At 64.8% G+C, this 21,147-nt stretch carries 22 protein-coding genes and 1 pseudogene; 17 read left to right on the top strand and 6 right to left on the bottom strand.

From position 1 onward, the window contains the following. Window positions 1-37 precede the first annotated feature (37 nt). The 5 genes from AB7F11_RS14455 to AB7F11_RS14435 are packed head-to-tail and all read left to right on the top strand — an operon-like array spanning window position 38 to window position 4,748. Window positions 38-1,708 (top strand): CTP synthase, encoded by a 1,671-nt coding sequence (locus AB7F11_RS14455; RefSeq protein WP_428289014.1) that lies wholly within the window; start codon window positions 38-40, stop codon window positions 1,706-1,708. A gap of 28 nt (window positions 1,709-1,736) precedes the next feature. Further along, window positions 1,737-2,594, top strand: a complete 858-nt coding sequence (gene kdsA, locus AB7F11_RS14450; protein WP_428289013.1) for a 3-deoxy-8-phosphooctulonate synthase — start codon at window positions 1,737-1,739, stop codon at window positions 2,592-2,594. A 40-nt stretch (window positions 2,595-2,634) separates the two neighbouring features. Next, the gene (eno, locus tag AB7F11_RS14445) at window positions 2,635-3,921 is read left to right on the top strand and encodes a phosphopyruvate hydratase (RefSeq protein ID WP_428289012.1); all 1,287 of its coding nucleotides are present in this window, start codon (window positions 2,635-2,637) and stop codon (window positions 3,919-3,921) included. 12 nt (window positions 3,922-3,933) lie between these two features. Then, window positions 3,934-4,218 (top strand): cell division protein FtsB, encoded by a 285-nt coding sequence (gene ftsB, locus AB7F11_RS14440; protein ID WP_428289011.1) that lies wholly within the window; start codon window positions 3,934-3,936, stop codon window positions 4,216-4,218. After that, window positions 4,218-4,748 (top strand): hypothetical protein, encoded by a 531-nt coding sequence (locus AB7F11_RS14435; RefSeq protein ID WP_428289010.1) that lies wholly within the window; start codon window positions 4,218-4,220, stop codon window positions 4,746-4,748. Before ftsB ends, AB7F11_RS14435 begins: the two co-directional genes overlap by 1 nt. 671 nt (window positions 4,749-5,419) lie before the next feature. On the opposite strand, the gene AB7F11_RS14430 is transcribed toward AB7F11_RS14435, so the two are convergent. After that, window positions 5,420-6,397 (bottom strand): Hsp33 family molecular chaperone HslO, encoded by a 978-nt coding sequence (locus AB7F11_RS14430; protein WP_428289009.1) that lies wholly within the window; start codon window positions 6,395-6,397, stop codon window positions 5,420-5,422. Between the two features lie 39 nt (window positions 6,398-6,436). Beyond that, window positions 6,437-6,961: a gamma carbonic anhydrase family protein gene (locus AB7F11_RS14425; protein ID WP_428289008.1), complete on the bottom strand. Its 525-nt coding sequence runs from the start codon at window positions 6,959-6,961 to the stop codon at window positions 6,437-6,439. A gap of 38 nt (window positions 6,962-6,999) precedes the next feature. Between AB7F11_RS14425 and AB7F11_RS14420 the strand changes: the two genes are divergently transcribed. The 7 genes and pseudogenes from AB7F11_RS14420 to AB7F11_RS14390 form a co-directional block, all read left to right on the top strand. Further along, complete coding sequence (locus tag AB7F11_RS14420; RefSeq protein WP_428289007.1) at window positions 7,000-7,836, top strand: ferritin-like domain-containing protein; 837 nt, start codon at window positions 7,000-7,002, stop codon at window positions 7,834-7,836. A 98-nt stretch (window positions 7,837-7,934) separates the two neighbouring features. Beyond that, window positions 7,935-8,963, top strand: a complete 1,029-nt coding sequence (locus tag AB7F11_RS14415) for a sensor histidine kinase (RefSeq protein ID WP_428289006.1) — start codon at window positions 7,935-7,937, stop codon at window positions 8,961-8,963. Next, window positions 8,960-10,453: a sensor histidine kinase gene (locus AB7F11_RS14410; RefSeq protein ID WP_428289005.1), complete on the top strand. Its 1,494-nt coding sequence runs from the start codon at window positions 8,960-8,962 to the stop codon at window positions 10,451-10,453. Before AB7F11_RS14415 ends, AB7F11_RS14410 begins: the two co-directional genes overlap by 4 nt. Further along, complete coding sequence (gene dbpA, locus AB7F11_RS14405; protein ID WP_428289004.1) at window positions 10,450-11,844, top strand: ATP-dependent RNA helicase DbpA; 1,395 nt, start codon at window positions 10,450-10,452, stop codon at window positions 11,842-11,844. Before AB7F11_RS14410 ends, dbpA begins: the two co-directional genes overlap by 4 nt. 127 nt (window positions 11,845-11,971) lie before the next feature. After that, window positions 11,972-12,958, top strand: coding sequence for a hypothetical protein (locus tag AB7F11_RS14400; RefSeq protein ID WP_428289003.1), 987 nt, complete (start codon window positions 11,972-11,974; stop codon window positions 12,956-12,958). A 65-nt stretch (window positions 12,959-13,023) separates the two neighbouring features. Beyond that, a complete protein-coding gene (locus AB7F11_RS14395) occupies window positions 13,024-13,572 on the top strand; it encodes a peroxiredoxin-like family protein (protein WP_428289002.1) in 549 nt (182 codons plus the stop codon). Between the two features lie 236 nt (window positions 13,573-13,808). Beyond that, window positions 13,809-15,072: pseudogene (locus tag AB7F11_RS14390) on the top strand (3'-5' exonuclease); the annotation flags it as partial. 333 nt (window positions 15,073-15,405) lie between these two features. On the opposite strand, the gene AB7F11_RS14385 reads toward AB7F11_RS14390, so the two are convergent. The 3 genes from AB7F11_RS14385 to AB7F11_RS14375 form a co-directional block, all read right to left on the bottom strand. Then, on the bottom strand, window positions 15,406-15,774 hold the full coding sequence (locus AB7F11_RS14385) for a DUF1428 domain-containing protein (protein WP_428289001.1): 369 nt from the start codon (window positions 15,772-15,774) through the stop codon (window positions 15,406-15,408). Window positions 15,775-15,883: 109 nt separating this feature from the next. Beyond that, window positions 15,884-16,348 carry a DUF5990 family protein gene (locus tag AB7F11_RS14380; RefSeq protein WP_428289000.1) on the bottom strand — a complete coding sequence of 155 codons (465 nt, stop codon included), beginning with the start codon at window positions 16,346-16,348 and terminating at the stop codon, window positions 15,884-15,886. 31 nt (window positions 16,349-16,379) lie between these two features. Continuing rightward, the gene (locus AB7F11_RS14375; protein ID WP_428288999.1) at window positions 16,380-16,808 is read right to left on the bottom strand and encodes a VOC family protein; all 429 of its coding nucleotides are present in this window, start codon (window positions 16,806-16,808) and stop codon (window positions 16,380-16,382) included. A gap of 91 nt (window positions 16,809-16,899) precedes the next feature. Between AB7F11_RS14375 and AB7F11_RS14370 the strand changes: the two genes are divergently transcribed. Genes AB7F11_RS14370 through msrA form a run of 5 tightly spaced genes read left to right on the top strand, consistent with a single transcriptional unit; the run spans window position 16,900 to window position 19,647 of the window. Continuing rightward, window positions 16,900-17,613, top strand: coding sequence for a YebC/PmpR family DNA-binding transcriptional regulator (locus tag AB7F11_RS14370; RefSeq protein WP_428288998.1), 714 nt, complete (start codon window positions 16,900-16,902; stop codon window positions 17,611-17,613). 31 nt (window positions 17,614-17,644) lie between these two features. Further along, window positions 17,645-17,905: a DUF3297 family protein gene (locus tag AB7F11_RS14365; protein WP_428288997.1), complete on the top strand. Its 261-nt coding sequence runs from the start codon at window positions 17,645-17,647 to the stop codon at window positions 17,903-17,905. A gap of 58 nt (window positions 17,906-17,963) precedes the next feature. Beyond that, window positions 17,964-18,518: a DUF1439 domain-containing protein gene (locus AB7F11_RS14360; RefSeq protein ID WP_428288996.1), complete on the top strand. Its 555-nt coding sequence runs from the start codon at window positions 17,964-17,966 to the stop codon at window positions 18,516-18,518. A gap of 47 nt (window positions 18,519-18,565) precedes the next feature. Continuing rightward, a complete protein-coding gene (gene msrB, locus AB7F11_RS14355; protein ID WP_428289021.1) occupies window positions 18,566-19,048 on the top strand; it encodes a peptide-methionine (R)-S-oxide reductase MsrB in 483 nt (160 codons plus the stop codon). Next, window positions 19,045-19,647 carry a peptide-methionine (S)-S-oxide reductase MsrA gene (gene msrA, locus AB7F11_RS14350; RefSeq protein WP_428288995.1) on the top strand — a complete coding sequence of 201 codons (603 nt, stop codon included), beginning with the start codon at window positions 19,045-19,047 and terminating at the stop codon, window positions 19,645-19,647. The genes msrB and msrA overlap by 4 nt, the downstream gene beginning before the upstream one ends. Window positions 19,648-20,082: 435 nt before the next feature. Here msrA and xerD read toward each other — a convergent pair whose 3' ends face one another. After that, a complete protein-coding gene (gene xerD, locus AB7F11_RS14345) occupies window positions 20,083-21,036 on the bottom strand; it encodes a site-specific tyrosine recombinase XerD (protein ID WP_428288994.1) in 954 nt (317 codons plus the stop codon). Window positions 21,037-21,147: the final 111 nt, after the last annotated feature.

Raw genomic sequence — 21,147 nt, 5'->3', positions numbered from 1 at the left:
ATTTCCACCTCCTGCGAGCGACCGGCTCGCCCGAGACATGACCAAATTTGTGTTCGTCACCGGCGGTGTGGTGTCCTCCCTGGGCAAAGGCATAGCCTCCGCATCCCTGGCCGCGATTCTCGAATCCCGCGGCCTCAAAGTCACCCTCATCAAGCTCGACCCGTACATCAACGTGGACCCGGGCACCATGTCCCCCTTCCAGCACGGCGAGGTCTTCGTCACCGACGACGGCGCCGAGACCGACCTGGACCTGGGCCACTACGAGCGTTTCATCGAAACGCGCATGAAGAAGACCAACAACTTCACCACCGGCAAGATCTACCAGTCGGTGCTGGAGAAGGAGCGCCGGGGCGACTACCTGGGCAAGACCGTGCAGGTGATCCCGCACGTGACCAACGAGATCCAGGAATTCATCCAGCGTGGCGCCGGCATCGGCACACCCGATGCCGTGGACGTGGCCATCGTCGAGATCGGCGGCACCGTGGGCGACATCGAGTCCCTGCCCTTCCTGGAAGCCGTGCGCCAGATGAGCCTGCGCCTGGGTCCCAACAACTCGGCCTTCGTGCACCTGAGCTACGTGCCCTGGATCGCGGCCGCCGGCGAGCTCAAGACCAAACCCACCCAGCACACCGCCAAGGAACTGCGCGCCATCGGCATCCAGGCCGACGCGCTGCTCTGCCGCGCCGACCGCCCGATTCCCGAAGACGAGCGGGCCAAGATCTCGCTGTTCTCCAACGTGCCCGAATGGGGCGTGATCTCCATGTGGGACGTGGACACCATCTACAAGGTGCCGCGCATGCTGCACGAACAGGGCCTGGACGGCCTCATCTGCGACAAGCTGCGCATCAACACCCCGCCCGCCAAGCTCCAGCGCTGGGACGACCTGGTGAACGAGGTGGAGCACCCGAAGCACACCGTGAAGATCGCCATGGTCGGCAAGTACGTCGACCTGTCGGACAGCTACAAGTCGCTCAACGAAGCCTTGCGCCACGCCGGCATGAAGAACCACGCCAAGGTGGAAATCGACTACATCGACTCGGAAACCATCACCTCGGCCAACGTGGGCAAAGTGCTCGGCGCCTTCGACGCCATCCTGGTGCCCGGTGGCTTTGGCAAGCGCGGCATCGAAGGCAAGATCTGCGCGGCCCGCTTTGCGCGAGAAAAGAAGGTGCCCTACCTCGGCATCTGCCTGGGCATGCAGGTGGCCACCATCGAATACGCCCGCCATGTGGCCGGCCTGAAAGACGCCAACAGCACCGAGTTCGAGCCCGACACGCCGCACCCCGTCATCGCGCTCATCACCGAGTGGAAAGACGCCGACGGCAGCATCCAGCAGCGCACCGCCAGCTCCGACCTGGGTGGCACCATGCGCCTGGGCGCGCAGAGCTCCGACGTGGCCCGGGAAACCCTGGCCCACAGCATCTACGGCGACGTGGTCACCGAGCGGCACCGCCATCGCTACGAGGCCAACGTGAACTACCTCGACCAGCTTCGCAAGGCAGGCCTGGTGATCTCGGCACTCACACAGCGCGAACAGCTCACCGAGATCGTCGAGCTGCCGCAGAGCGTGCACCCCTGGTACGTGGGTGTGCAGTTCCACCCCGAGTTCAAGTCCACTCCCTGGGCCGGCCATCCGCTCTTCAACGCGTATGTGAAAGCGGCGCTGGCTCATCAGGGCCAGGGCGCCAAGGCGCTGGCCGCCGCCTGAACCCATACCCTCCACGGCGCCGCCCTTCATGAAACTCTGCCACTTCAACATCGGCCTGGATCAACCCTTCTTCCTGATCGCAGGTCCCTGCGTGATCGAGTCCGAACAGTTGCAGATGGACGTGGCGGGCCGCCTGAAGGAAATCACCTCCGGCCTGGGCATTCCCTTCATCTTCAAGAGCAGTTTCGACAAGGCCAATCGCAGCAGCGGCACCAGCTACCGGGGACCTGGGCGCGAGAAAGGCCTGGAGATCCTGGCCAAGGTCAGGCGCGAACTCGGCGTGCCCGTGCTCACCGACGTGCACAGCGAGGACGACATCGCCGAAGCCGCCAAGGTGTGCGACGTGCTGCAGACCCCGGCCTTCCTGTGCCGCCAGACCGATTTCATTCGCGCCGTGGCGCAGAGTGGCAAACCGGTGAACATCAAGAAGGGCCAGTTCCTCGCGCCACACGACATGAAGAACGTGATCGACAAGGCGCGCGCCGCCGCGAAGGAAGCCGGCCTGAACGAAGACCGCTTCATGGCCTGCGAGCGCGGCGCCAGCTTTGGCTACAACAACCTGGTCAGCGACATGCGCAGCCTGGCCATCATGCGCGAGACCGGTGCGCCGGTGGTGTTCGACGCCACGCACAGCGTGCAACTGCCCGGCGGGCAAGGCACCAGCAGCGGCGGCCAGCGCGAAATGGTGCCCGTGCTCGCGCGCGCGGCGGTGGCCGTGGGCGTGGCGGGCCTGTTCATGGAAACCCATCCCGACCCGTCCAAGGCCCTGTCCGACGGACCGAATGCCGTGCCGCTCCAACACATGAAGGCGCTGCTGGAAACCCTGCTCGCACTCGATGCGGTGGCCAAGAAGAGCGGCTTCCTGGAAGACCATTTCAGCGCCTGATTTTCCTTTTTCCTGTTTTTGATCCAAAGGTATTGAATCCATGAGTGCAATCGTTGACATCGTTGGCCGCGAGATCCTGGACAGTCGCGGCAACCCCACCGTCGAATGCGACGTGCTGCTGGAAAGCGGCGTGATGGGCCGCGCAGCCGTGCCTTCGGGTGCCTCCACCGGCTCGCGCGAGGCCATCGAACTGCGAGACGGCGACAAGAGTCGCTACCTGGGCAAGGGCGTGCTCAAGGCGGTGGAGAACATCAACACCGAGATTTCGGAAGCCGTGCTCGGTCTGGACGCTTCCGAGCAGGCATTCCTGGACAAGACCCTGATCGACCTCGATGGCACCGACAACAAGGGCCGCCTGGGCGCCAACGCCATGCTCGCCGTCTCCATGGCCGTGGCACGCGCTGCCGCCGAAGAGGCCGGCCTTCCGCTGTACCGCTACTTTGGCGGCATGAGCGCGGTGCAGATGCCCGTGCCCATGATGAACATCATCAACGGCGGCGCACACGCCAACAACTCGCTCGACCTGCAGGAGCTGATGATCATTCCCGTGGGCGCACCCAGCTTTCGCGAAGCGCTGCGCTGGGGTGCCGAGGTGTTCCACGCCCTCAAGGCCATCCTGCATGACAAGCACATCAGCACCGCCGTGGGCGACGAAGGTGGTTTTGCGCCCTCGGTCGAGAACCACGAAGCCGCGATCCAGCTCATCCTGCAGGCCATCGACAAGGCCGGCTACACCGCCGGCGACCAGATCGCCCTCGGCCTGGACTGCGCGGCCAGCGAGTTCTTCAAGGATGGCAAGTACGTGCTCGAAGGCGAAGGCGGCATCACCCTCACCGCAGAGCAATGGACCGACATGCTGGCCACCTGGGTCGACAAGTACCCCATCATCAGCATCGAAGATGGCATGGCTGAAGGCGACTGGGACGGCTGGAAGGTGCTCACCGAACGCCTGGGGCAAAAGGTGCAACTGGTGGGCGACGACCTCTTCGTGACCAACACCAAGATCCTCAAGGAAGGCATCGACAAGCGCATCGGTAACTCGATCCTCATCAAGATCAACCAGATCGGCACGCTCACCGAAACCTTTGCTGCCATTGAAATGGCCAAGCGCGCCGGCTACACCGCTGTCATCAGCCACCGCTCGGGCGAAACCGAGGACAACACCATCTCCGACATCGCCGTGGGCACCAACGCCGGCCAGATCAAGACCGGCTCGCTCTCACGCTCGGACCGCATGGCCAAGTACAACCAGTTGCTGCGCATCGAGGAAGACCTGGGCGATGTGGCCGTGTACCCAGGGCGCGCTGCGTTTTACAACCTTCGGTGACAATCGCACGACATGGCCCGCCGCTTCATCCCTGCCCTGCTGATTGCACTGCTGCTTGCGGTGCACGCGCAGTTGTGGTTCGGGCGGGGTAGCGTGCCACGGGTGGCCAGCATGAAGCAGCAGTTGGCGACGCAGGAGCAGGCCAACCGCGATGCGCAACTTCGCAACGACCAGTTGGCCAGCGAGGTGCGCGACCTTCAGGAGGGCCTGGACATGGTCGAGGAACTCGCCCGCCAGGAGCTCGGCATGGTCAAACCCAACGAGATCTTCGTGCAGATCGCGCAGAACAAGCGCTGATGGCCACCACCGTGGCGCTGCTCGGAGGCGGGTCCAGCGGCAAGGCCACCCTGGCTGCGGCGCTGCGTCGGGAACTGGCGTTGCAGGCGCCCGATCTCGTGGTGGCGGTGATGGCAACGGACGATATCTCGGCTCTCACCAGACCATGCCCCTGCGACCTGACGCTGCTCATGGGCCTGGACCCACCTGGTGGTCCGCTCGGCGCAAGCGCCGCCACCGGTGAAGCCACCGATGCGCGGCTGCGCCACGATTTGCATGCCGCAGGCGTTGCCTTCCAGATCCTGTACGGCGACCTGGCAGCGCGCGTGCAGCAAGCGCTGCGCGCCATCGGGCATGTGCTAGGGCGAACGCTGGTGCAGGCCGACCCTTCACTCACAGCAGGCCGCGGAAGATGGACGTGCGAGAACTGCAGCGACCCGGAATGTGAGCACCGGATGTTCACAGGGCTGCTTGCCCGTCGCCCCGACCTCGCGCCCCTCATTCAGGCCGAGTCACCCTCCATTTGGGTTGAGCCTCCCCGTTTGGATTGAGCCTCCCCGTTCGGGTTGAGCCGCTCCCGTTCGGGCTGAGTCTCTCCCGTTCGGGCTGAGCCGCTCCCCCGTTCGGGCTGAGTCTCTCCCGTTCGGGCTGAGCCGCTCCCCCGTTCGGGCTGAGCTTCTCCCCCGTTTGGGCTTAGCCGCTCCCCCGTTCGGGCTGAGCCTCTCCCCCGTTCGGGCTTAGCCGCTCCGCCGTTTGGGCTTAGCCGCTCCGCCGTTTGGGCTTAGCCGCTCCGCCGTTTGGGCTTAGCCGCTCCCCCGTTCGGGCTGAGCTTCTCCCCCGTTCGGGCTGAGCTTCTCCCCCGTTTGGGTTTAGCCGCTCCCCCGTTTGAGCATAGCCGCTCCCCCGTTCGGGCTGAGCTTGTCGAAGCCACGCCCAGGTGTGGGTGAGCCCTTCGACAAGCTCAGGGCGAACGGGGGGGACAAGTTCAGGGCGAACGGGGGGAGGGACAAGTTCAGGGCGAACGGGGGGAGGGACAAGCTCACGGCGAACGGGAGGGACAAGCTCAGCCCGAACGGGGGACAAGCTCACGGCGAACGGGAGGGACAAGCTCAGCCCGAACGGGGGACAAGCTCGGCGCGCAAGGGAGGGACAAGCTCAGCCCGAACGGGGGACAAGCTCGGCGCGCACGGGAGGGTAGAACCTCAGCCCGCTCGGCAGAAGGTCATTGCTTCTGATCGGAGGATGGCGGTTGCTGTGCTGGCTGCAGAAACACCTGTGCTGCGTCCACCGGATCAAACCTGTATTGCGCACCGCAGAACTCGCACCCCACCTCCACCTGCCCTTGCTCGGACAGGATGGACTCCACTTCGTCGCGCCCCAGGCCGCGCAGCATGTTGCCCACGCGTTCGCGTGAGCAGGTGCAGGCAAACCGCGGTCCCTGCACGCCCGTGAGCGGCTCGAAGCGGCGCAGGTCTTCTTCCCAGAAAAGGCGGTGCAGGATGGTGTCGGCGTCCAGGCTCAGCAACTCTTCGCGCTGGAGGCTGGCCGCCAGGATGGCGATGCGGTTGTAGTCTTCGTTGTGTCCGATCTGGTCTTCGTCGCGCTGGTGCGAAACGCCAGAGAGGTTGGTGACGCCCTGCAGCGGCAGGCGCTGAATGAGCAGGCCAGCGGCCATGTGCTCATTGGCCGCGAGCACCAGCCTCGTGTCGAGCTGCTCGCTTTGCAGCATGTAGTGCTCGATCACCTCACTCAGCTTTTCCAGCTTCTCACGCCGATCCCCAAACAGCGGCACCACGCCCTGGTAGGGTTGCTGGCCGGGCAGGCGGTCCTTGGGGTCGAGTGTGATGGCGCAACGGCCCTGGTTGGTCACATTGACCATGTGGGAGAGCGGCGCGTCGACCGCCACCTCGCCCACCACCGTGGCGGTGGCGCGCAGGCTCAGGTCGGGCTGCACCTCTGCCACGGCCAGCTTCACCGGCCCGTCGCCCATGATCTGCATGATCAGCGCGCCATTGAACTTGATATTGGCCTGCATCAGCGTGGCCGCCGCCGTCATTTCGCCGAGCAGCTCCGTGACAGCCGTGGGATAGCCACCGCCATCGCGGTGGCGCTGCAAGATCTCCTGCCAGGCGTCCGTCAGGCGCACCAGCATGCCCCGCACCGGCAGGCCCTCAAAGACGAATTTGTGGAGTTCGGACAAGCGTTTCCTTCAGAAAAATCGAATCGTTGCACATCGGGGTCAGACGATCTTTTTCAAGCCCTTGCGGTAGCGCTCGGCGTTCTCGATGTAGTGCTCCGCGCTGCGGCGCAGGCCTTCGATCTGTTCGGGCGTGAGCGCGCGCACCACCTTGGCGGGGCTGCCCAGGATCATGCTGCCGTCGGGAAACTCCTTCCCCTCGGTCACCAGCGAGCCTGCGCCCACCAGGCAGTTCCTGCCGATCTTTGCGCCGTTGAGCACCGTGGCACCAATGCCGATGAGCGATTCGTCGCCGATGGTGCAGCCGTGCAGCATCACCTGGTGCCCCACCGTCACGTGGTGGCCCAGGGTCATGGGGTAGCCCACATCGGCGTGCAGCACGCTGCCATCCTGTATGTTGCTGCCGGCGCCCACGGTGATGGTTTCGGTGTCGCCCCGCAGCACGGCGCCAAACCACACGCTGCTGTTCTCGGCCAGCACCACACTTCCCATGACCTGCGCGCTGTCGGCCACCCAGGCCGAATCCGCTACGCGAGGCGCCGTGCCATCAAGTTCGTAAATTGCCATCTGGGGAGTCTCCGTTCGCGAAACCTAGAATTGTAGGGATGCAAGGCCCCACGCACCTGTCTCCGCCTTCCCTGCGTGCGCAAGCGTTGCAGGCGCTGCTTCTGAGCGACCCCGCTCACAAGGTGGCCGCCACCCATGCGCTGTTCCAGCACGAGCAGGCCGGCCACACCCACCTGGACACGACTGAACACCTGGCGCCAGCCCCAGGCACCGCCCTGCCAGGGCGCCCGGATCGCCCGGCACTGCTGCCGCCGAAAGACGTTTCGCAACGTTCGCCATTCACCCCCGGTGGCCTGGCCATGCTGCTGCACGCGGTCACGCACATCGAGTTCAACGCGATCAACCTCGCGCTCGACGCCGTCTGGCGCTTTCCCGGCATGCCCGCCGAGTTCTACGCCGACTGGCTGCGCGTGGCCCACGAGGAAGCCATCCATTTCAACCTGCTGCGCACCCACCTGCAAGGCATGGGGCACGACTACGGCGACTTCGCCGCCCACAACAGCCTGTGGGAAATGTGCGTGAGGACGCAGCACGACGTGGTGGCGCGCATGGCCCTGGTGCCGCGCACGCTGGAAGCCCGGGGCCTGGACGCCACCCCGCCGATGCAGGCACGCCTGCGCAAGGTGGGCACGCCCGAGGCACAGCGCGCGGTGGAGATCCTGGACGTGATCCTGCGCGATGAGATCGGGCACGTGGGGGTGGGCAACCGCTGGTATGGGTGGCTTTGCGCCCAACGCGGCCTGGAGCCGGTGGCGCACTACCGCGCGCTGGCGCGCCAGTTCAGCGCGCCACGCCTGCGCGCACCGTTCAACGAGTCTGCGCGACTGGCTGCGGGATTCAGTGCCATCGAACTGCAAGAATTGATGAAGGACTGAACGCCCTTTTCAACAAGCGTGGGCTTTTCGTCCTGGACTACTGGAAAGGCAGCAGGAAGCTGCACCGCGCCGACAGGATTCCGAATACGATGCCCGGTATGGCGGAGAAGAGGATTCAACTGGATGAATATCTGGGGCAGGCGTTCGATCGCATTCCGGTGGCCATGATCGTGGTCAACCAGCGCGGCGAAATCACGCGCTTGAACCAGTTGGCGGAGACCACTTTTGGCTACAGCAGCGAAGAGCTGATCGGCCACACCGTGGAAAAGCTGATTCCTTCGCGTTACCACGGCGTGCATCCCACCTACCGCAGTGGCTTTCTGGCCGAGACGAACGCCCGGCCTATGGGCGCAGGCCGCGACCTGAGCGGGCTGCGCAAGGACGGCAGCGAGTTTCCGGTGGAGATCGGCATCAACCCCGTGCAGACCGGCGAGGGCCCCATGGTGCTCTCGGTGATTCTGGACCTGAGCGAGCGCAAGCAGAGCGAAAAGCGGATCCAGGACGCCTTGCAGCAAAAGGAACTGCTGCTCCGGGAAGTGCACCACCGCGTGAAGAACAACTTGCAGGTCATCCACAGCCTGCTGGATCTGCAGGCGCTCAAGACCGAGGACCAGGCGGTGGCCGGCATGTTGCGCGACAGCCAGAACCGCATCCGCTCCATGTCGCTCATTCACCAGACGCTCTACCAGTCGCAGAACTTCGCCCGGGTGGATTTCCAGCGGTTCCTGGACGAACTGCTGCCCCGGCTCACCGAGGCATACGGCTCTGTCTCCAGCCTGGTCAGGATTCGCATCCACGCCCACGAAGTGAGCCTGCCCATCAACGAAGCCATCCCTTGCGGCCTGATCGTCAACGAGCTGGTGAGCAACGCACTCAAGCACGGCTTTTCGGAGCAGCAAAGCGGCACGATTGACGTTGACATCCGGCACGATGCGAACAACCTGGTTGAGCTGTCCATCAGCAATGACGGCAAGCGCATACCCGAAGATCTGGACCTCCTTCGGACCGGCTCGCTCGGTCTGCAACTGGTGCAGCTTTTGACGCGGCAGCTTCACGGCGTGCTCGATATCCAGCGAGAAAATCCAACGCGCTTCTCGCTGCGGTTCCAGCTCAGGGAAGACATATGAAAGCACCCGCCCGCATCCTGATCGTCGAAGACGAAAGCATCGTCGCCTTCAATCTGCAACAACGCCTCGCGCAGCTCGGCTACGACGTGCCCGCCGTGGCGGTCTCCGGCCAGGAAAGCCTGGACCTGATCCTGCAGACCAACCCCGATCTGGTGCTGATGGACATCCACATCGAGGGCGACATGGACGGCATCGACGTTGCGGCCCGCCTCAAGGAAGACAACCCGGTGCCGGTGATCTACCTCACCGCCTATTCGGAAGACTCCACCCTGGAGCGTGCGCGCAAGACCAGTCCCTACGGTTACCTGATCAAGCCCTTCTCCGAACGCGAACTCCACGCCACCATCCAGATGGCACTGGAGCGGCGTGCCGTGGAAGAGGCCCTGGTGGAGAACAAGCGCCTGCTGCAGCAGGCACTGGATGCGGCCAGCATGGGGGTGCTGGAGATGGACACGGTCACGAACGCCATGACGGTCAGCACACAAGCCGCCTCCTTGCTGGGACGGGATGCCGGTCAGCCCCTGACGCTGACGGACTTTCTGGCAGGCGTGGACGAGAAGGATCGCCCGAACGTGGAAGCGAAATTCCGCGAGGCACTGGCGCCGCTGAAGCAGTTCAGCGAAGAGTTCCGCCTGCTCAGCGAGACACGGCTCACACGCTGGATCAAGGTCGACGCCAGGCCCACGTCCCAGCACCGCGTCAGCGGCATTGTTCAGGACATTTCTGCGCGCAAGCACGCAGAAATTCGACTGCAGCGGCTCAACGAAGGCCTGGAACACCTGGTGAACGAACGCACCAGCGAACTGCGCGAGAGCCTCAAGGAGCTGGAAACCTTCAGCTACTCCGTGGCGCACGACTTGCGCTCTCCCATCCGCTCCATCTCGGGCCTCAGCAACATCCTGCTCGAAGAACACCGCAACGCGCTGGGCGACGAAGGTGCCAAGCTGCTGGCGCGCATTGCCGCCAAAAGCACGCAGATGGGCAACCTCATCGACGCGCTCCTGAACCTGTCCAGGCTATCGACGGTGACGCCCCAGCTGAGCGATGTGGACCTGAGCGAAATGGCCTCCGAAATCCTTTCGCAGCAGATGGAGACCGAGCCCGAACGCATGGCCGACGTGAGGGTCGCTCCCGGTCTCACCGCGCATGGCGACCCGGTGCTGGTGCGCAGCGTGCTCGACAACTTGCTGCGCAACGCCTGGAAATTTTGCGCCAAGCGCGAGGTCACCCGCATCGAAGTGGGGCAGGAACTGAAAGACGGCCACCCGGTCTTCTTTGTGCGCGACAACGGCTGCGGATTTGACATGGCCCACGCCGACCAGCTGTTCAGCCCGTTTCGCCGGCTGCACAGCGAGACCGAATTCAAGGGCACCGGCATTGGCCTGAGCATCGTGCAACGCATCGCGGCGCGCCATGGCGGCCGCGTTTGGGTGCAGGCCGAACTCGACCAAGGCGCCACCTTCTACTTCACCCTCGATAATCGGGGATGACCACCGCCTCCCCGACCGCCTTCGCCTCCCTTCCACTTTCCCCGGCCACCCTGGCCAACCTGCAGCGGCTCGGCTATGGCGAAATGACGCCGATCCAGGCCGCCGCATTGCCGCCCGCCTTGCTGGGCAAAGACCTCATTGCCCAGGCCAAGACCGGCAGCGGCAAGACCGCCGCCTTCGCCCTGACGTTGCTGGCCAACCTGAACCCGCGACGCTTTGCCGTGCAGACACTGGTGCTCTGCCCAACGCGCGAACTCGCCGACCAGGTGACCACCGAGATCCGCCGCCTGGCGCGGGCCGAAGACAACATCAAGGTGGTGACGCTCTGCGGCGGCGTGCCGCTGCGCGGGCAGCTGGCCACGCTGGAGCACGGCGCCCACATCGTGGTGGGCACGCCGGGCCGCATCATGGACCACCTGGAACGCGCCAGCCTGACGCTGGACGCCCTCAACACCCTGGTGCTCGACGAAGCCGACCGCATGCTTGACATGGGGTTCTTCGACGACATCGTCACCGTGGCGAAGCAGTGCCCGAAAGACCGGCAGACCCTGCTGTTTTCCGCCACGTATCCCGAAAGCATTGCCAGGCTGAGCGCGCAGTTCATGCGCGAGCCACTCACCGTGAAGGTGGAAGCACAGCACGCGGGTGCGCAGATTGAGCAGCGCTGGTATGAAGTGACGGAAAACCAGCGCCTGGACACCGTGAGCAAGCTGCTGGCTCACTTTCGGCCAGCGAGCACGCTCGCCTTCTGCAACACCAAGGCGCAGTGCCGCGACCTGGTGGCGGTGCTGCAGGCGCAAGGCATCAGCGCGCTGGCACTGTTTGGCGAACTGGAACAGCGCGAGCGAGACCAGGTGCTGGTGCGTTTTGCCAACCGCAGCTGCTCCGTGCTGGTGGCCACCGACGTGGCAGCGCGCGGGCTCGACATTGCCAGCCTGGCCGCCGTCATCAACGTGGATGTGACACCCGACCCAGAGGTGCACATCCACCGCATTGGCCGCACCGGCCGCGCGGGCGAGAGCGGCCTGGCCCTGAACCTGGCCAGCCTGGACGAAATGGGCAGCGTCGGCAAGATCGAACAACTGCAAGGACGCGAATCGGACTGGCACCCGGTGAGCGAGCTGAAAGCCGCGAGCAGCGAACCCCTGGTGCCGCCCATGGTGACGCTGCACATCCAGGGCGGGCGCAAGGAAAAGATCCGCCCCGGCGACGTGCTGGGCGCACTCACCGCCGACCTGGGCTACACCCGCGAGCAGGTGGGCAAGATCAACGTGAACGAATGGTCCACCTATGTGGCGGTGAACCGCGAAATCGCCCAACAGGCCGCCAGCCGGCTGAACGCCGGGCGCATCAAGGGCAAAAGTGTGAAGGTGCGCGTGCTGGAAGACTGAGTGCGACCGATCCGGCTGGCAGCTCCATGGGCTCCACGATGGCCGCGATGAGCCGCTCGGCAGGCGTTGCGGTCGCCGTCGCCGTCGCCGTCGCGTAAGGTTGGGCGCTCAGACACGACGAACGTCCATGCCCGCTGCAACTCAACCGCACCAGTGCTCGCAACAATGCGAACGCGAACCTCTCACCCTCGGTGCCTGTTTCTGGGTGTTCCTGATGGCTTTCTCGCTGCCTCTTGATGCGAGCCCCATGGGCCTGACGGTTGCGCCCCAGGCACAGGCATGCCACCGCGAGGCGAGCACTGCGCATGCACAGCAGCCGCTGCCCGGGCAGACCGCGCAACGCCTGTCCGATAGCCAGATCGCAGCAGGCCGGCAGGACGTGGCCTGGGCCTGGCTCGGGTCGCCGACACTGCGCTACCCGCACCGCGCGCTGGGTTCGCCCACACACGCGGCCAGCGTGCATGCGCTGGTCCGCTCGCGCTCGGGGTCGTGGCAGGTGATCGAGTCGCACCTGCCGCTGCACCGGGTGTACGAAGACCGCGTGCCTCGCATCGTCGACATCGACCGCGATGGCAGCGAGGAGATCTTGCTGGTCGAGGCCGACACACTGAAGGGCGCATCGCTCGTGGTCCTGGGCATCGAGCACACGGCCAACGGGCCTGCCATGGTGGAGCGTGCGCGCAGCGCCTTTGCCGGCTCGACTTTTCGCTGGCTCAACCCGGTGGGGGTGGACGATTTCGACGCCGATGGGCGACTCGACCTGGCCATGGTGCTTACCCCCCACATCGGCGGGGAACTGCAGCTGCTGCACTACCGTCCGCCTTTGCTGGTGCCGTACGCGCGTGCGCTCGATGTGTCGAACCACCGCATGGGTGCCATCGAACAGTCGCTGGCGGTGATCGTGCAGGTGCAAGGACAGCGCCCCACCGTGGTGGTGCCCGACATGACCCTGCGCGCACTGCACGCGCTGCGCTGGGACGCGCCAGGCCGCTGGACCGAACTGGGCGATGTGATGCCGCTGCCCGACCGCATCGAGCGCCTGTCGCCCATGGTGGGGGGCGCCTGCGCCTCACTGGCCAACGGCCAATCGCTGCGCGTGATGCTGGCGCCCTGACGGACGCGAGACAGATACCGACGCGAAGCAGATACGATTTGTACGAACCTCCAAAGGACTTCCCCATGACCGCCACTGCCCTTGTGCCGCGCCAACCGGTTCCCGCCCTTGCCCTGCCCCTCGTGGGTGGCGGTCGATTCGTGCTGGGTGCCGAGCCGCCCGAGCGCTTCGACCTGATCGTGTTCTACCGCGGGCTGCATTGCCCCATCTGCGCCAAGTACCTGCTTGAGCTGGAGCGCCTGGCGCCCGAGTTCAACCAACGCGGCGTGGCCATGATGGCGGCCAGCAGCGACGACGCCGAGCGCGCCCAGGCCATGGCGACCAAGGTGAACGCGCAGGCGGTGAAATTTGGCTACGGGCTGGGTCTGGCCAATGCCCGCCAGTGGGGCCTTTACCTCAGCACCTCGCGCGGCACCACCTCCATCGGCATCGAAGAACCTGCCCTCTTCAGCGAGCCAGGCGTGTTCCTGGTGAAGCCCGACGGCACGCTGTACTACGGCGCGGTACAAACCATGCCCTTCGCACGGCCCGCGTTCCAGGATTTGCTCGGCGCCATCGACTTCGCGATTGCCAAGGACTACCCGGCGCGTGGTGAATACGTGGGCCCGGTCTGACGGCAAGACGCCTCAGAGCTGCCATCAGCTTCAACGCTCGTCGCGCTGCGCTGTCGATTCCAGGGTGGACGATGAGGCGCGAAGACTGAACGTCAACTGGCGCTGCGCAACCTCCATCCCTCTGGACAGGTCCACCACCCCCGACTTCAGGAAAAAAATCACGCCAGCCATCGCACATTCCCGGCACAGATGCGCAATGATGTCTCTCGAGCATCACCGCTGGGGAGGCGACACACACCAAGGACTGGCACCTGGACACGATTCAGGAAGCCACCAGGCAGTACTGGACGATTCTGGTCAACGGCAAGCCCAAGGTGCTGACGAACCCGTTGGCTCAGGCGCGCCACTGCGCGCTGCAGGTGGTGAATGCACTGGAGCGCGATCCGCAGTTGGTGCAGGGCGAGGGTCCGTACCAGGGCAAGCTGGCGTTTCCTTGGGGCCATGGCGTGGTGTTGACGCGAATCACGCGCAAGCAGTTTGACGATGCCGGACTGGGCGAGGCCATGGAGCCGCACCACGTGATCTGCAAGGACGAGATGGAAGAGTCGGTGGATGCCGAACGCTTCCAGCAGCGGCTGTGGGCCATGTTTGTGCATTCGTTTGGCGGCGCCCTGTCTTTGCCCCAGCTCGACCGCGTGCGCTGGATCATGTTTCCACAGGTGCGCGTGGAGCCGCAGGGCTCCTTGTTTGACGACCAGGACGCGGAGGCGGACCTGCCCACCATCATGCGGGTGATGGACCTGCAACAGGAGCAGTTGGCCCGCTCGCTGGGCGATGGGCACCGCGTCATTCACGGTGTGGCGGGCTCGGGCAAGACAATGATTCTGGGCTACCGCGCCGAGTACCTGGCCAGGGCGAGCGCGCCCACGAGCAAGCCGATTCTGATCCTTTGCTACAACGTGCCACTGGCCTTGAAGCTGGCGAGCGTGATGGAAGCCAAGGGGCTTTCAGACCGCGTACACGCCCGCAACTTCCACAAGTGGTGCCGCCAGCAACTGGTGGCTTTCGGGCAGCCCATTCCGCCACAAGGCCCGAAGATGTTCGAGCAAATGGTGGACAACGTGATTCGAGGCGTGGAGCGGCGGCAGATTCCCGGCGGGCAATACCAGGCGGTGCTGATTGACGAGGGCCACGACTTTGCGCCCGAATGGCTCAAACTGGTCACGCAGATGGTGGACCCAAACACCAACAGCCTGCTCCTGCTGTACGACGACGCGCAAAGCATCTACGAGCGGGCACGCTCGCGGCAGTTCAGCTTCAAGAGCGTGGGTGTGCAGGCGCAGGGCCGCACCACCATCCTGAAACGTCATGACGACGATGGTCAGCAAAGGCCTCGAGTTTCCTGTGGTGGCGCTGCCGGGTGTGGGGCACCTGCCAGCGGATGGGAAGGACGCGAGAACGGAAGCGCGCATTTTGTATGTGGCGGCCACCCGCGCCACACAACGGTTGTTGATCACGTTCAGCAGCGATGGGGAGCTGGCGAGGCGTTTGCCGGCGTAACGGCCAGGCGGATGCGTTGCATTCGGCGACGTAAAGCGTCTGGTTGATCCGGTTCAGCCGGTCCACCCCGGTGGCGAGCTTGCAGCTTCCGAGGAGCGCGCCGTCCGGCGTGGCGCCCTTGAGCTTATGGACGCCCGTGCGCAGGTCGTCGACGATGTGTCACCTGCTGGCCAGTGCGTCTCCGTCAACTCGTTGGTGACGCGGCCCTACAGCATGTCTCCGCTGCGGTCCATGTGGCAGGCGAAGAAGGCATGGGGGTCGACGCAGCCCGCCGGTGGGACGCTGATGTTGCAGCAGAAGCAGAAGCAGAAGCGTCCCAGGGTGTCCCGTCACTCAAGCCTTCACTTCGACCACTTGTTCGAAGCCGCCGAAGATCATGCGTTTGCCGTCAAAGGGCATGGGCGGGTTGGCGGGATTGGTCGGGTCCATGCGGGGGTCTTCCATCATCTTTTTCATGGCCGCGTCGCGCGTGGCCTTGTCTGGCCACTCGACCCACGAAAAGGCCACCGTCTCCTCGGCCTTGGCCTGCACGGCGCGGCGAAAGTCGGTGACCTTGCCATCAGGAACGTCGTCGCCCCAAGCTTCGATCACCCGGATGGCGCCCAACTCGATGAACATGGGGTCGAACTGGCGCGCGTGCTCGATGAACTTCTGCTTGTGGGCAGTGGGGACCGCAATCACGAAACCATCTATGTAGGACATGTCTGTACTCCTGTTGGGTTAAACACCATCCGACGTGCCCACCTGTGAGCACCCCGTATCCCCTCGACGAACGGGAGGCGGCCAGATCGACACGCGTTCGTCGAAAGCATCACCCGGCGCACTGGAAGCGAGTCACCAGGTGCCAGTTGATCGCTTGTGGAGGAACGCTCGCACACACCGGCCCGCCATCTTTGGCCGTACCGAGAATGCGACCCTCGATGGCGGAGTTGGCATCGCCTGCTGCGGTCTCCACCAGGTGCCGGGGGATGCCAGCCAGCTTGATTTTGGCCCGGCGTTCCCACGGGCAGTTCTCCTGACCTGCGTAGTTGCCGGAATTCACATAGACAAAGCGGTCGGCCGGCGTACCTTGTGCAAACGGACCACGGAAGTTGAACGATCCATCCGCCTGTGGTGGGCCGAGGCTCAAGGTAAAGGCAAACGATAGGAACGCTGCCGTCGATGAATACGGTTGCAGCAAGCCGTCGCGCCCGATCTGCACGGCAAACAGGACGCCCGGTGGTGGCGCCGTGAGGACCAGGATGACTTGGAGTTCGGGTGTGGCTGGGCTCTGCATGGTGACGGGAAGACAAGCTCCGATGAATGTTTCAGAACGACACCACCACGGAGTCGGCACTTCGCTTGGCCTCCCCATGGAACACCGCCTCGATGTTGTTCCCGTCGGGGTCGATGACGAAGGCGGCGTAGTAGCCGGGGTGGTACTTGCGGATGCCCGGTGCGCCATTGTCCTTGCCGCCCGCGGCCAGGGCGGCCTGGTGGAAGGCGTCGACCATGGCCCGGTCTTTGGCCTGGAAGGCCAGGTGGTGACGGCCGGTGGGTTCACCTTGTGCGGCTTCGCTGTCTGGTATGGAGACGAAAAGTTCGTCGGCCCAGAAGAAGCCGGGGCCTGTGCCGCCCATGGGGATGCCGAGCACTTTGAAGATGGCGGTGTAAAAAGCCTGGCTGGCGGGAAGATCTCTCACCACGAGCTGGATGTGGTCGATGAGGCGGCCTCGGTGCAGTTCATGCGTTTCCATGGTGCGAATCTCTCATTGGCAAAAAGATGGAAAGCCGCATGCTAGCGCTATGCTTGCTGCCCCGAAAGAGCAGACAACAAAGGAACACACCATGGGCGCGCAATGGAAAGCCAAGCACAAGGACCTCGCGGCGAACGCCAAGGGCCGGCTGTTCGGCAAGCTGGCCAAAGACATCATGATCGCGGCGCGCCACGGGGCAGACCCGGCGGCCAATGCGCGCCTGCGACTGGTGGTGGAGCAGGCGCGCAAGGTGTCCATGCCCAAGGACACGCTGGACCGCGCCATCAAGAAAGGCGCGGGACTCACGGGCGAGACGGTGCATTTCGACCATGTGATCTACGAAGGCTTCGCGCCGCACCGCGTGCCGGTGATGGTGGAGTGCCTGACCGACAACGTGAACCGCGCGGCTTCCGACATGCGGGTGCTGTTCCGCAAGGGGCAGCTGGGCACGTCGGGCTCGGTATCTTGGGACTTCGACCACGTGGGCATGATCGAAGCGGAACCCGCCGCCAAGGATGCCGATGCCGAGGTGGCGGCCATCGAGGCGGGCGCCCAGGACTTTCACCTGGGCGATGAGGAAGGCACCACGGTGTTTCTGACCGATCCGACCGATCTGGATCTGGTGAGCCGTGCCCTTCCGGCGCAGGGCTTTACGGTGTTGTCTTCCAGGCTGGGCTACAGGCCAAAGAATCCCATCGACCCCGGTAGCCTGAGTGCGGAACAGCTGGAAGAGGTGGAGGCCTTTCTGGCGGCGCTGGATGCCAACGAAGACGTGCAGAACGTGTTTGCCGGCCTGGGCGGGTGAACCCTGGGTGAACTGACGGACAATGCCCGCCATGAGCGACGAATCCACATCCAGCCCCCATCGACCTCCCCTGCCCGACCACCTGGCCATCGACCCGCGCAGCCCGCACCATGTGGCTGCCGTGTTCGAACACGACATCGGCATTCGCTTCAATGGCAAGGAGCGTTTCGACGTGACGGAATACTGCGTGAGTGAAGGCTGGGTGAAGGTGCCCGCCGGCAAGACGCTGGACCGCAAGGGCAATCCGCTCACCATCAAACTCAAGGGCACGGTGGAAGCGTTCTACAAATAGAGACGCCTGGAGACGGTTGAAGCAGAACCTGCGGCGCAAAATCCCGTCCAACCGGTCTATGCAACGCAGATCTCTCCTCATCCACGCGCTGGGCATCTGGGCAACGCTGGGCATCACGCGGGGCGCCTGGGCGGCGGGCTACCGCGTGTCCACCGCGCAAATGCAGGAAGCCCTGGGCCAGCGGTTTCCCCGGCGCTACCCGGTACAGGGGCTGTTGACCCTGGATGTGAACACGCCCCGGCTGCAGATGCTGCCCGACGAAAACCGCCTGCGAGCCGAGATGCCGGTGGAAGCGGCCGGCCCGGCGCTGAACCGCAGCCACCAGGGCAGTTTTGATGTGGACTTCGGCTTGCGCTACGAGGCGAGCGATCGCACCTTGCGCGCGCACCAGTTGCGCCTGTCCAGACTGAAATTCCCCAGCCTGCAACCGGGCGTGGTGGCGCTGCTCAACACCTACGCCCCCGCCCTGGCCGACGAAACACTGAAAGAGGTGGTGTTGCACCGCCTGGAGCCCAAGGACCTGGCTCCGCTGGATGCCATGGGCATGCAGCCCGGCACCATCACCGTGACGCCCAGCGGACTGGTGGTGGCGATGGTGCTCAAGCCGCTGTAAGGTTTGACCATCTGGCCCGACTCACCTGCATGAAACCCCTGCCCACCATGAACCGCCGCCACACCATGAAACTGCTTTCGCTCCTTGGCCTGGGCTCCCAGGCCGCTGTACCCGTGGCCAGCGCGCTGGCTGCGGCCGACCCATGGAAACTGTCTGCCGCCGAATGGAAGAAGCGCCTGACGCCGGCGCAGTTTGACGTATTGCGCGAGGAAGGCACCGAACGCCCGGGCAGCAGCGCGCTGAACGCCGAGAAGCGCAAGGGCACCTACCACTGCGCCGGGTGTGATCTGCCGCTGTTCTCTTCGGAAGCCAAGTACGAGAGCGGCACCGGTTGGCCGAGTTTCCACACGCCTATGCCCGGCGCGCTGGGCACCAGCACGGACTACAAGATGATCCTGCCCCGCACCGAATACCACTGCGTGCGCTGCGATGGTCACCAGGGCCATGTGTTCGGCGACGGCCCCAAGCCCAGCGGCAAGCGCTATTGCAACAACGGGGTGGCGCTGCGTTTTGCGCCGGCAGCAGCATGAAAGCGCAGCGCTGGCTCGCAGCGGCCTTGCTGCCCCTGGTGTGGCTGCTGGCGTCACCCGCGCAGGCGCAGGCCGCCACTGCCAAGGCCACCTTTGCAGGTGGCTGCTTCTGGTGCGTGGAGGCCGATTTCGACAAGGTGCCTGGCGTGGTGTCCACCACCTCGGGCTACATCGGCGGCACCGTGGCCAACCCCACCTATCAGCAGGTCTCGGGCAAAAGCACCGGGCACGCCGAAGCGGTGGAGATCGTGTTCGACCCCGCCAAAGTGAGCTATGAAGCACTGGTGGAAAAATTCTGGCGCACCATCGACCCCACCACGAAAGACCGCCAGTTCTGCGACGCGGGCAGCCCCTACCGCACGGCGATCTTCACGCACGACGCCTCGCAGATGGCGGTGGCCAAAAAATCGCTTGCAGCGCTGGAGAAGTCCAAACCATTCAAGGAACCTATCGTCACCGAGATCGTGCCAGCCGGCCCTTTCTATGCGGCCGAGGATTACCACCAGGACTACTACCTGAAGAATCCCATTCGCTACAAGTACTACCGCACGAGCTGCGGGCGCGATGCCCGGCTGGAGCAGCTCTGGGGCAAGAGGTAGACACCTGCACCGGCTCCGTTCGGGCTGGCGTGGCTCCGTTCGGGCTGGCGTGGCTCCGTTCGGGCTGGCGTGGCTCCGTTCGGGCTGGCGTGGCTCCGTTCGGGCTGGCGTGACTCCGTTCGGGCTGGCGTGACTCCGTTCGGGCTGAGTGCGGCTTCGTTCGGGCTGGCGTGACTCCGTTCGGGCTGGCGTGACTCCGTTCGGGCTGAGCCTGTCGAAGCTCCTGCGCGGGTCTGTATACGCTGCCCTTCGACAGGCTCAGGGCGAACGGGTTCTTTGAGGCTCAGGGCGAACGGGTTCTCTAAGGCTCAGGGCGAGCGGGTTCTCTGGGGCTCTGGGCGAACGGGTTCTCTGGGGCTCAGGGCGAACAGGTTCTCTGTGCATCAGCCCGCACGGGCTGACCAAGCTTCCGGGGAACGGTCGCCTGACAGACTCTCATCCCCGCGGATGGTGCTGCGCCACGATGGTCTTGAGTCTCTCGCGCGCCACGTGGGTGTAGATGGTGGTGGTGGAGATGTCGGCGTGGCCCAGCAGCATCTGCACAGCGCGCAGATCTGCACCGTGGTTGAGCAGGTGCGTGGCAAAGGCGTGGCGCAAGGTGTGGGGTGACAGTGGCGAGTTGATGCCGGCCTGCAAGGCGTATCTCTTCACGAGTTGCCAGAACATCGCGCGCGTCATGGCTTCGCCCGCCCGCGAGCCGCGTGCGGTGACGAACAGGTCTTCGCTCTGCAGGCCTCCCAGAATCTCGCCACGGCTTTGCGCCAGGTAGCGCTGCAGCCACTGCCCGGCCACCTGGCCAAAGGGCACCAGGCGTTCCTTGTTGCCCTTGCCAGTGATGCGCAGCACGTGTTCGTTCATGCCCACGTGCCAGGTCTTGAGCGTGACGAGTTCGCTCACGCGCAGGCCGCTGGCGTAAATGAGTTCGAGCATGCAACGGTCTCGCATGCCCAGTGGGGTGCCGGTGTCGGGCGCGTTGAGCAGGGCTTCCACCTGCGCTTCAGAGAGCGTCTTGGGCACGCGCAGCGGCTGACGCGCGGGTGAGATCCGCAAGGTCGGGTCGACCGCGATCTGCCGTTCGCGCAGCGCCCAGCGAAAGTAGCGCTTGAACACGGTGAGCCGCCGGTTGGCGGTGGTGGCGCGGGTCTGCGTGTGGCGCGCGCTGAAATACCCGTTGAGGTCGGCCTCGGTGGCGTGGGGCAGCTGCCTGCCCTGCACGGCCAGCCACTGGCCGAGCAGCACGAGGTCTCGCCGATAGGCGTCGAGCGTGTTGCGCGAGAGGCCTTCTTCCAGCCAGAGTGCATCCACAAACGCTTCGGCTGCGGCGCTGCTGGCCCTTGCCTGGGGCGATTCCGACGCGGAAGGGTCGGCGGAGCTGGAGCGAACGGACATGGATGGCGGTGGGTGGTGTAGGCACTGTGCAGTGCCCCGATGCTGGGGAAAACCCTGGGCATTGGCCTACGCACTTACCGGGGTTCCCTTCGTATCAACTTGTTGTATTCT

Source organism: Hydrogenophaga sp. (assembly GCF_050250835.1).
Taxonomy (GTDB): Bacteria; Pseudomonadota; Gammaproteobacteria; order Burkholderiales; family Burkholderiaceae_C; genus Hydrogenophaga.
The sequence above is the reverse complement of the archived record's forward strand: the minus strand, read 5'-3'. Positions and strand labels throughout refer to the sequence as shown.

Excerpts from the sequence above, each read along its gene's own strand:
- AB7F11_RS14455 (WP_428289014.1), top strand. The coding sequence starts at position 38 with ATGACCAAATTTGTGTTCGTCACCGGCGGTGTGGTGTCCTCCCTGGGC.
- kdsA (WP_428289013.1), top strand. The coding sequence starts at position 1,737 with ATGAAACTCTGCCACTTCAACATCGGCCTGGATCAACCCTTCTTCCTG.
- eno (WP_428289012.1), top strand. The coding sequence starts at position 2,635 with ATGAGTGCAATCGTTGACATCGTTGGCCGCGAGATCCTGGACAGTCGC.
- ftsB (WP_428289011.1), top strand. The coding sequence starts at position 3,934 with ATGGCCCGCCGCTTCATCCCTGCCCTGCTGATTGCACTGCTGCTTGCG.
- AB7F11_RS14435 (WP_428289010.1), top strand. The coding sequence starts at position 4,218 with ATGGCCACCACCGTGGCGCTGCTCGGAGGCGGGTCCAGCGGCAAGGCC.
- AB7F11_RS14425 (WP_428289008.1), bottom strand. The coding sequence starts at position 6,961 with ATGGCAATTTACGAACTTGATGGCACGGCGCCTCGCGTAGCGGATTCG.
- AB7F11_RS14420 (WP_428289007.1), top strand. The coding sequence starts at position 7,000 with ATGCAAGGCCCCACGCACCTGTCTCCGCCTTCCCTGCGTGCGCAAGCG.
- AB7F11_RS14415 (WP_428289006.1), top strand. The coding sequence starts at position 7,935 with ATGGCGGAGAAGAGGATTCAACTGGATGAATATCTGGGGCAGGCGTTC.
- AB7F11_RS14410 (WP_428289005.1), top strand. The coding sequence starts at position 8,960 with ATGAAAGCACCCGCCCGCATCCTGATCGTCGAAGACGAAAGCATCGTC.
- dbpA (WP_428289004.1), top strand. The coding sequence starts at position 10,450 with ATGACCACCGCCTCCCCGACCGCCTTCGCCTCCCTTCCACTTTCCCCG.
- AB7F11_RS14400 (WP_428289003.1), top strand. The coding sequence starts at position 11,972 with ATGCCCGCTGCAACTCAACCGCACCAGTGCTCGCAACAATGCGAACGC.
- AB7F11_RS14395 (WP_428289002.1), top strand. The coding sequence starts at position 13,024 with ATGACCGCCACTGCCCTTGTGCCGCGCCAACCGGTTCCCGCCCTTGCC.
- AB7F11_RS14385 (WP_428289001.1), bottom strand. The coding sequence starts at position 15,774 with ATGTCCTACATAGATGGTTTCGTGATTGCGGTCCCCACTGCCCACAAG.
- AB7F11_RS14380 (WP_428289000.1), bottom strand. The coding sequence starts at position 16,348 with ATGCAGAGCCCAGCCACACCCGAACTCCAAGTCATCCTGGTCCTCACG.
- AB7F11_RS14375 (WP_428288999.1), bottom strand. The coding sequence starts at position 16,808 with ATGGAAACGCATGAACTGCACCGAGGCCGCCTCATCGACCACATCCAG.
- AB7F11_RS14370 (WP_428288998.1), top strand. The coding sequence starts at position 16,900 with ATGGGCGCGCAATGGAAAGCCAAGCACAAGGACCTCGCGGCGAACGCC.
- AB7F11_RS14365 (WP_428288997.1), top strand. The coding sequence starts at position 17,645 with ATGAGCGACGAATCCACATCCAGCCCCCATCGACCTCCCCTGCCCGAC.
- AB7F11_RS14360 (WP_428288996.1), top strand. The coding sequence starts at position 17,964 with ATGCAACGCAGATCTCTCCTCATCCACGCGCTGGGCATCTGGGCAACG.
- msrB (WP_428289021.1), top strand. The coding sequence starts at position 18,566 with ATGAACCGCCGCCACACCATGAAACTGCTTTCGCTCCTTGGCCTGGGC.
- msrA (WP_428288995.1), top strand. The coding sequence starts at position 19,045 with ATGAAAGCGCAGCGCTGGCTCGCAGCGGCCTTGCTGCCCCTGGTGTGG.
- xerD (WP_428288994.1), bottom strand. The coding sequence starts at position 21,036 with ATGTCCGTTCGCTCCAGCTCCGCCGACCCTTCCGCGTCGGAATCGCCC.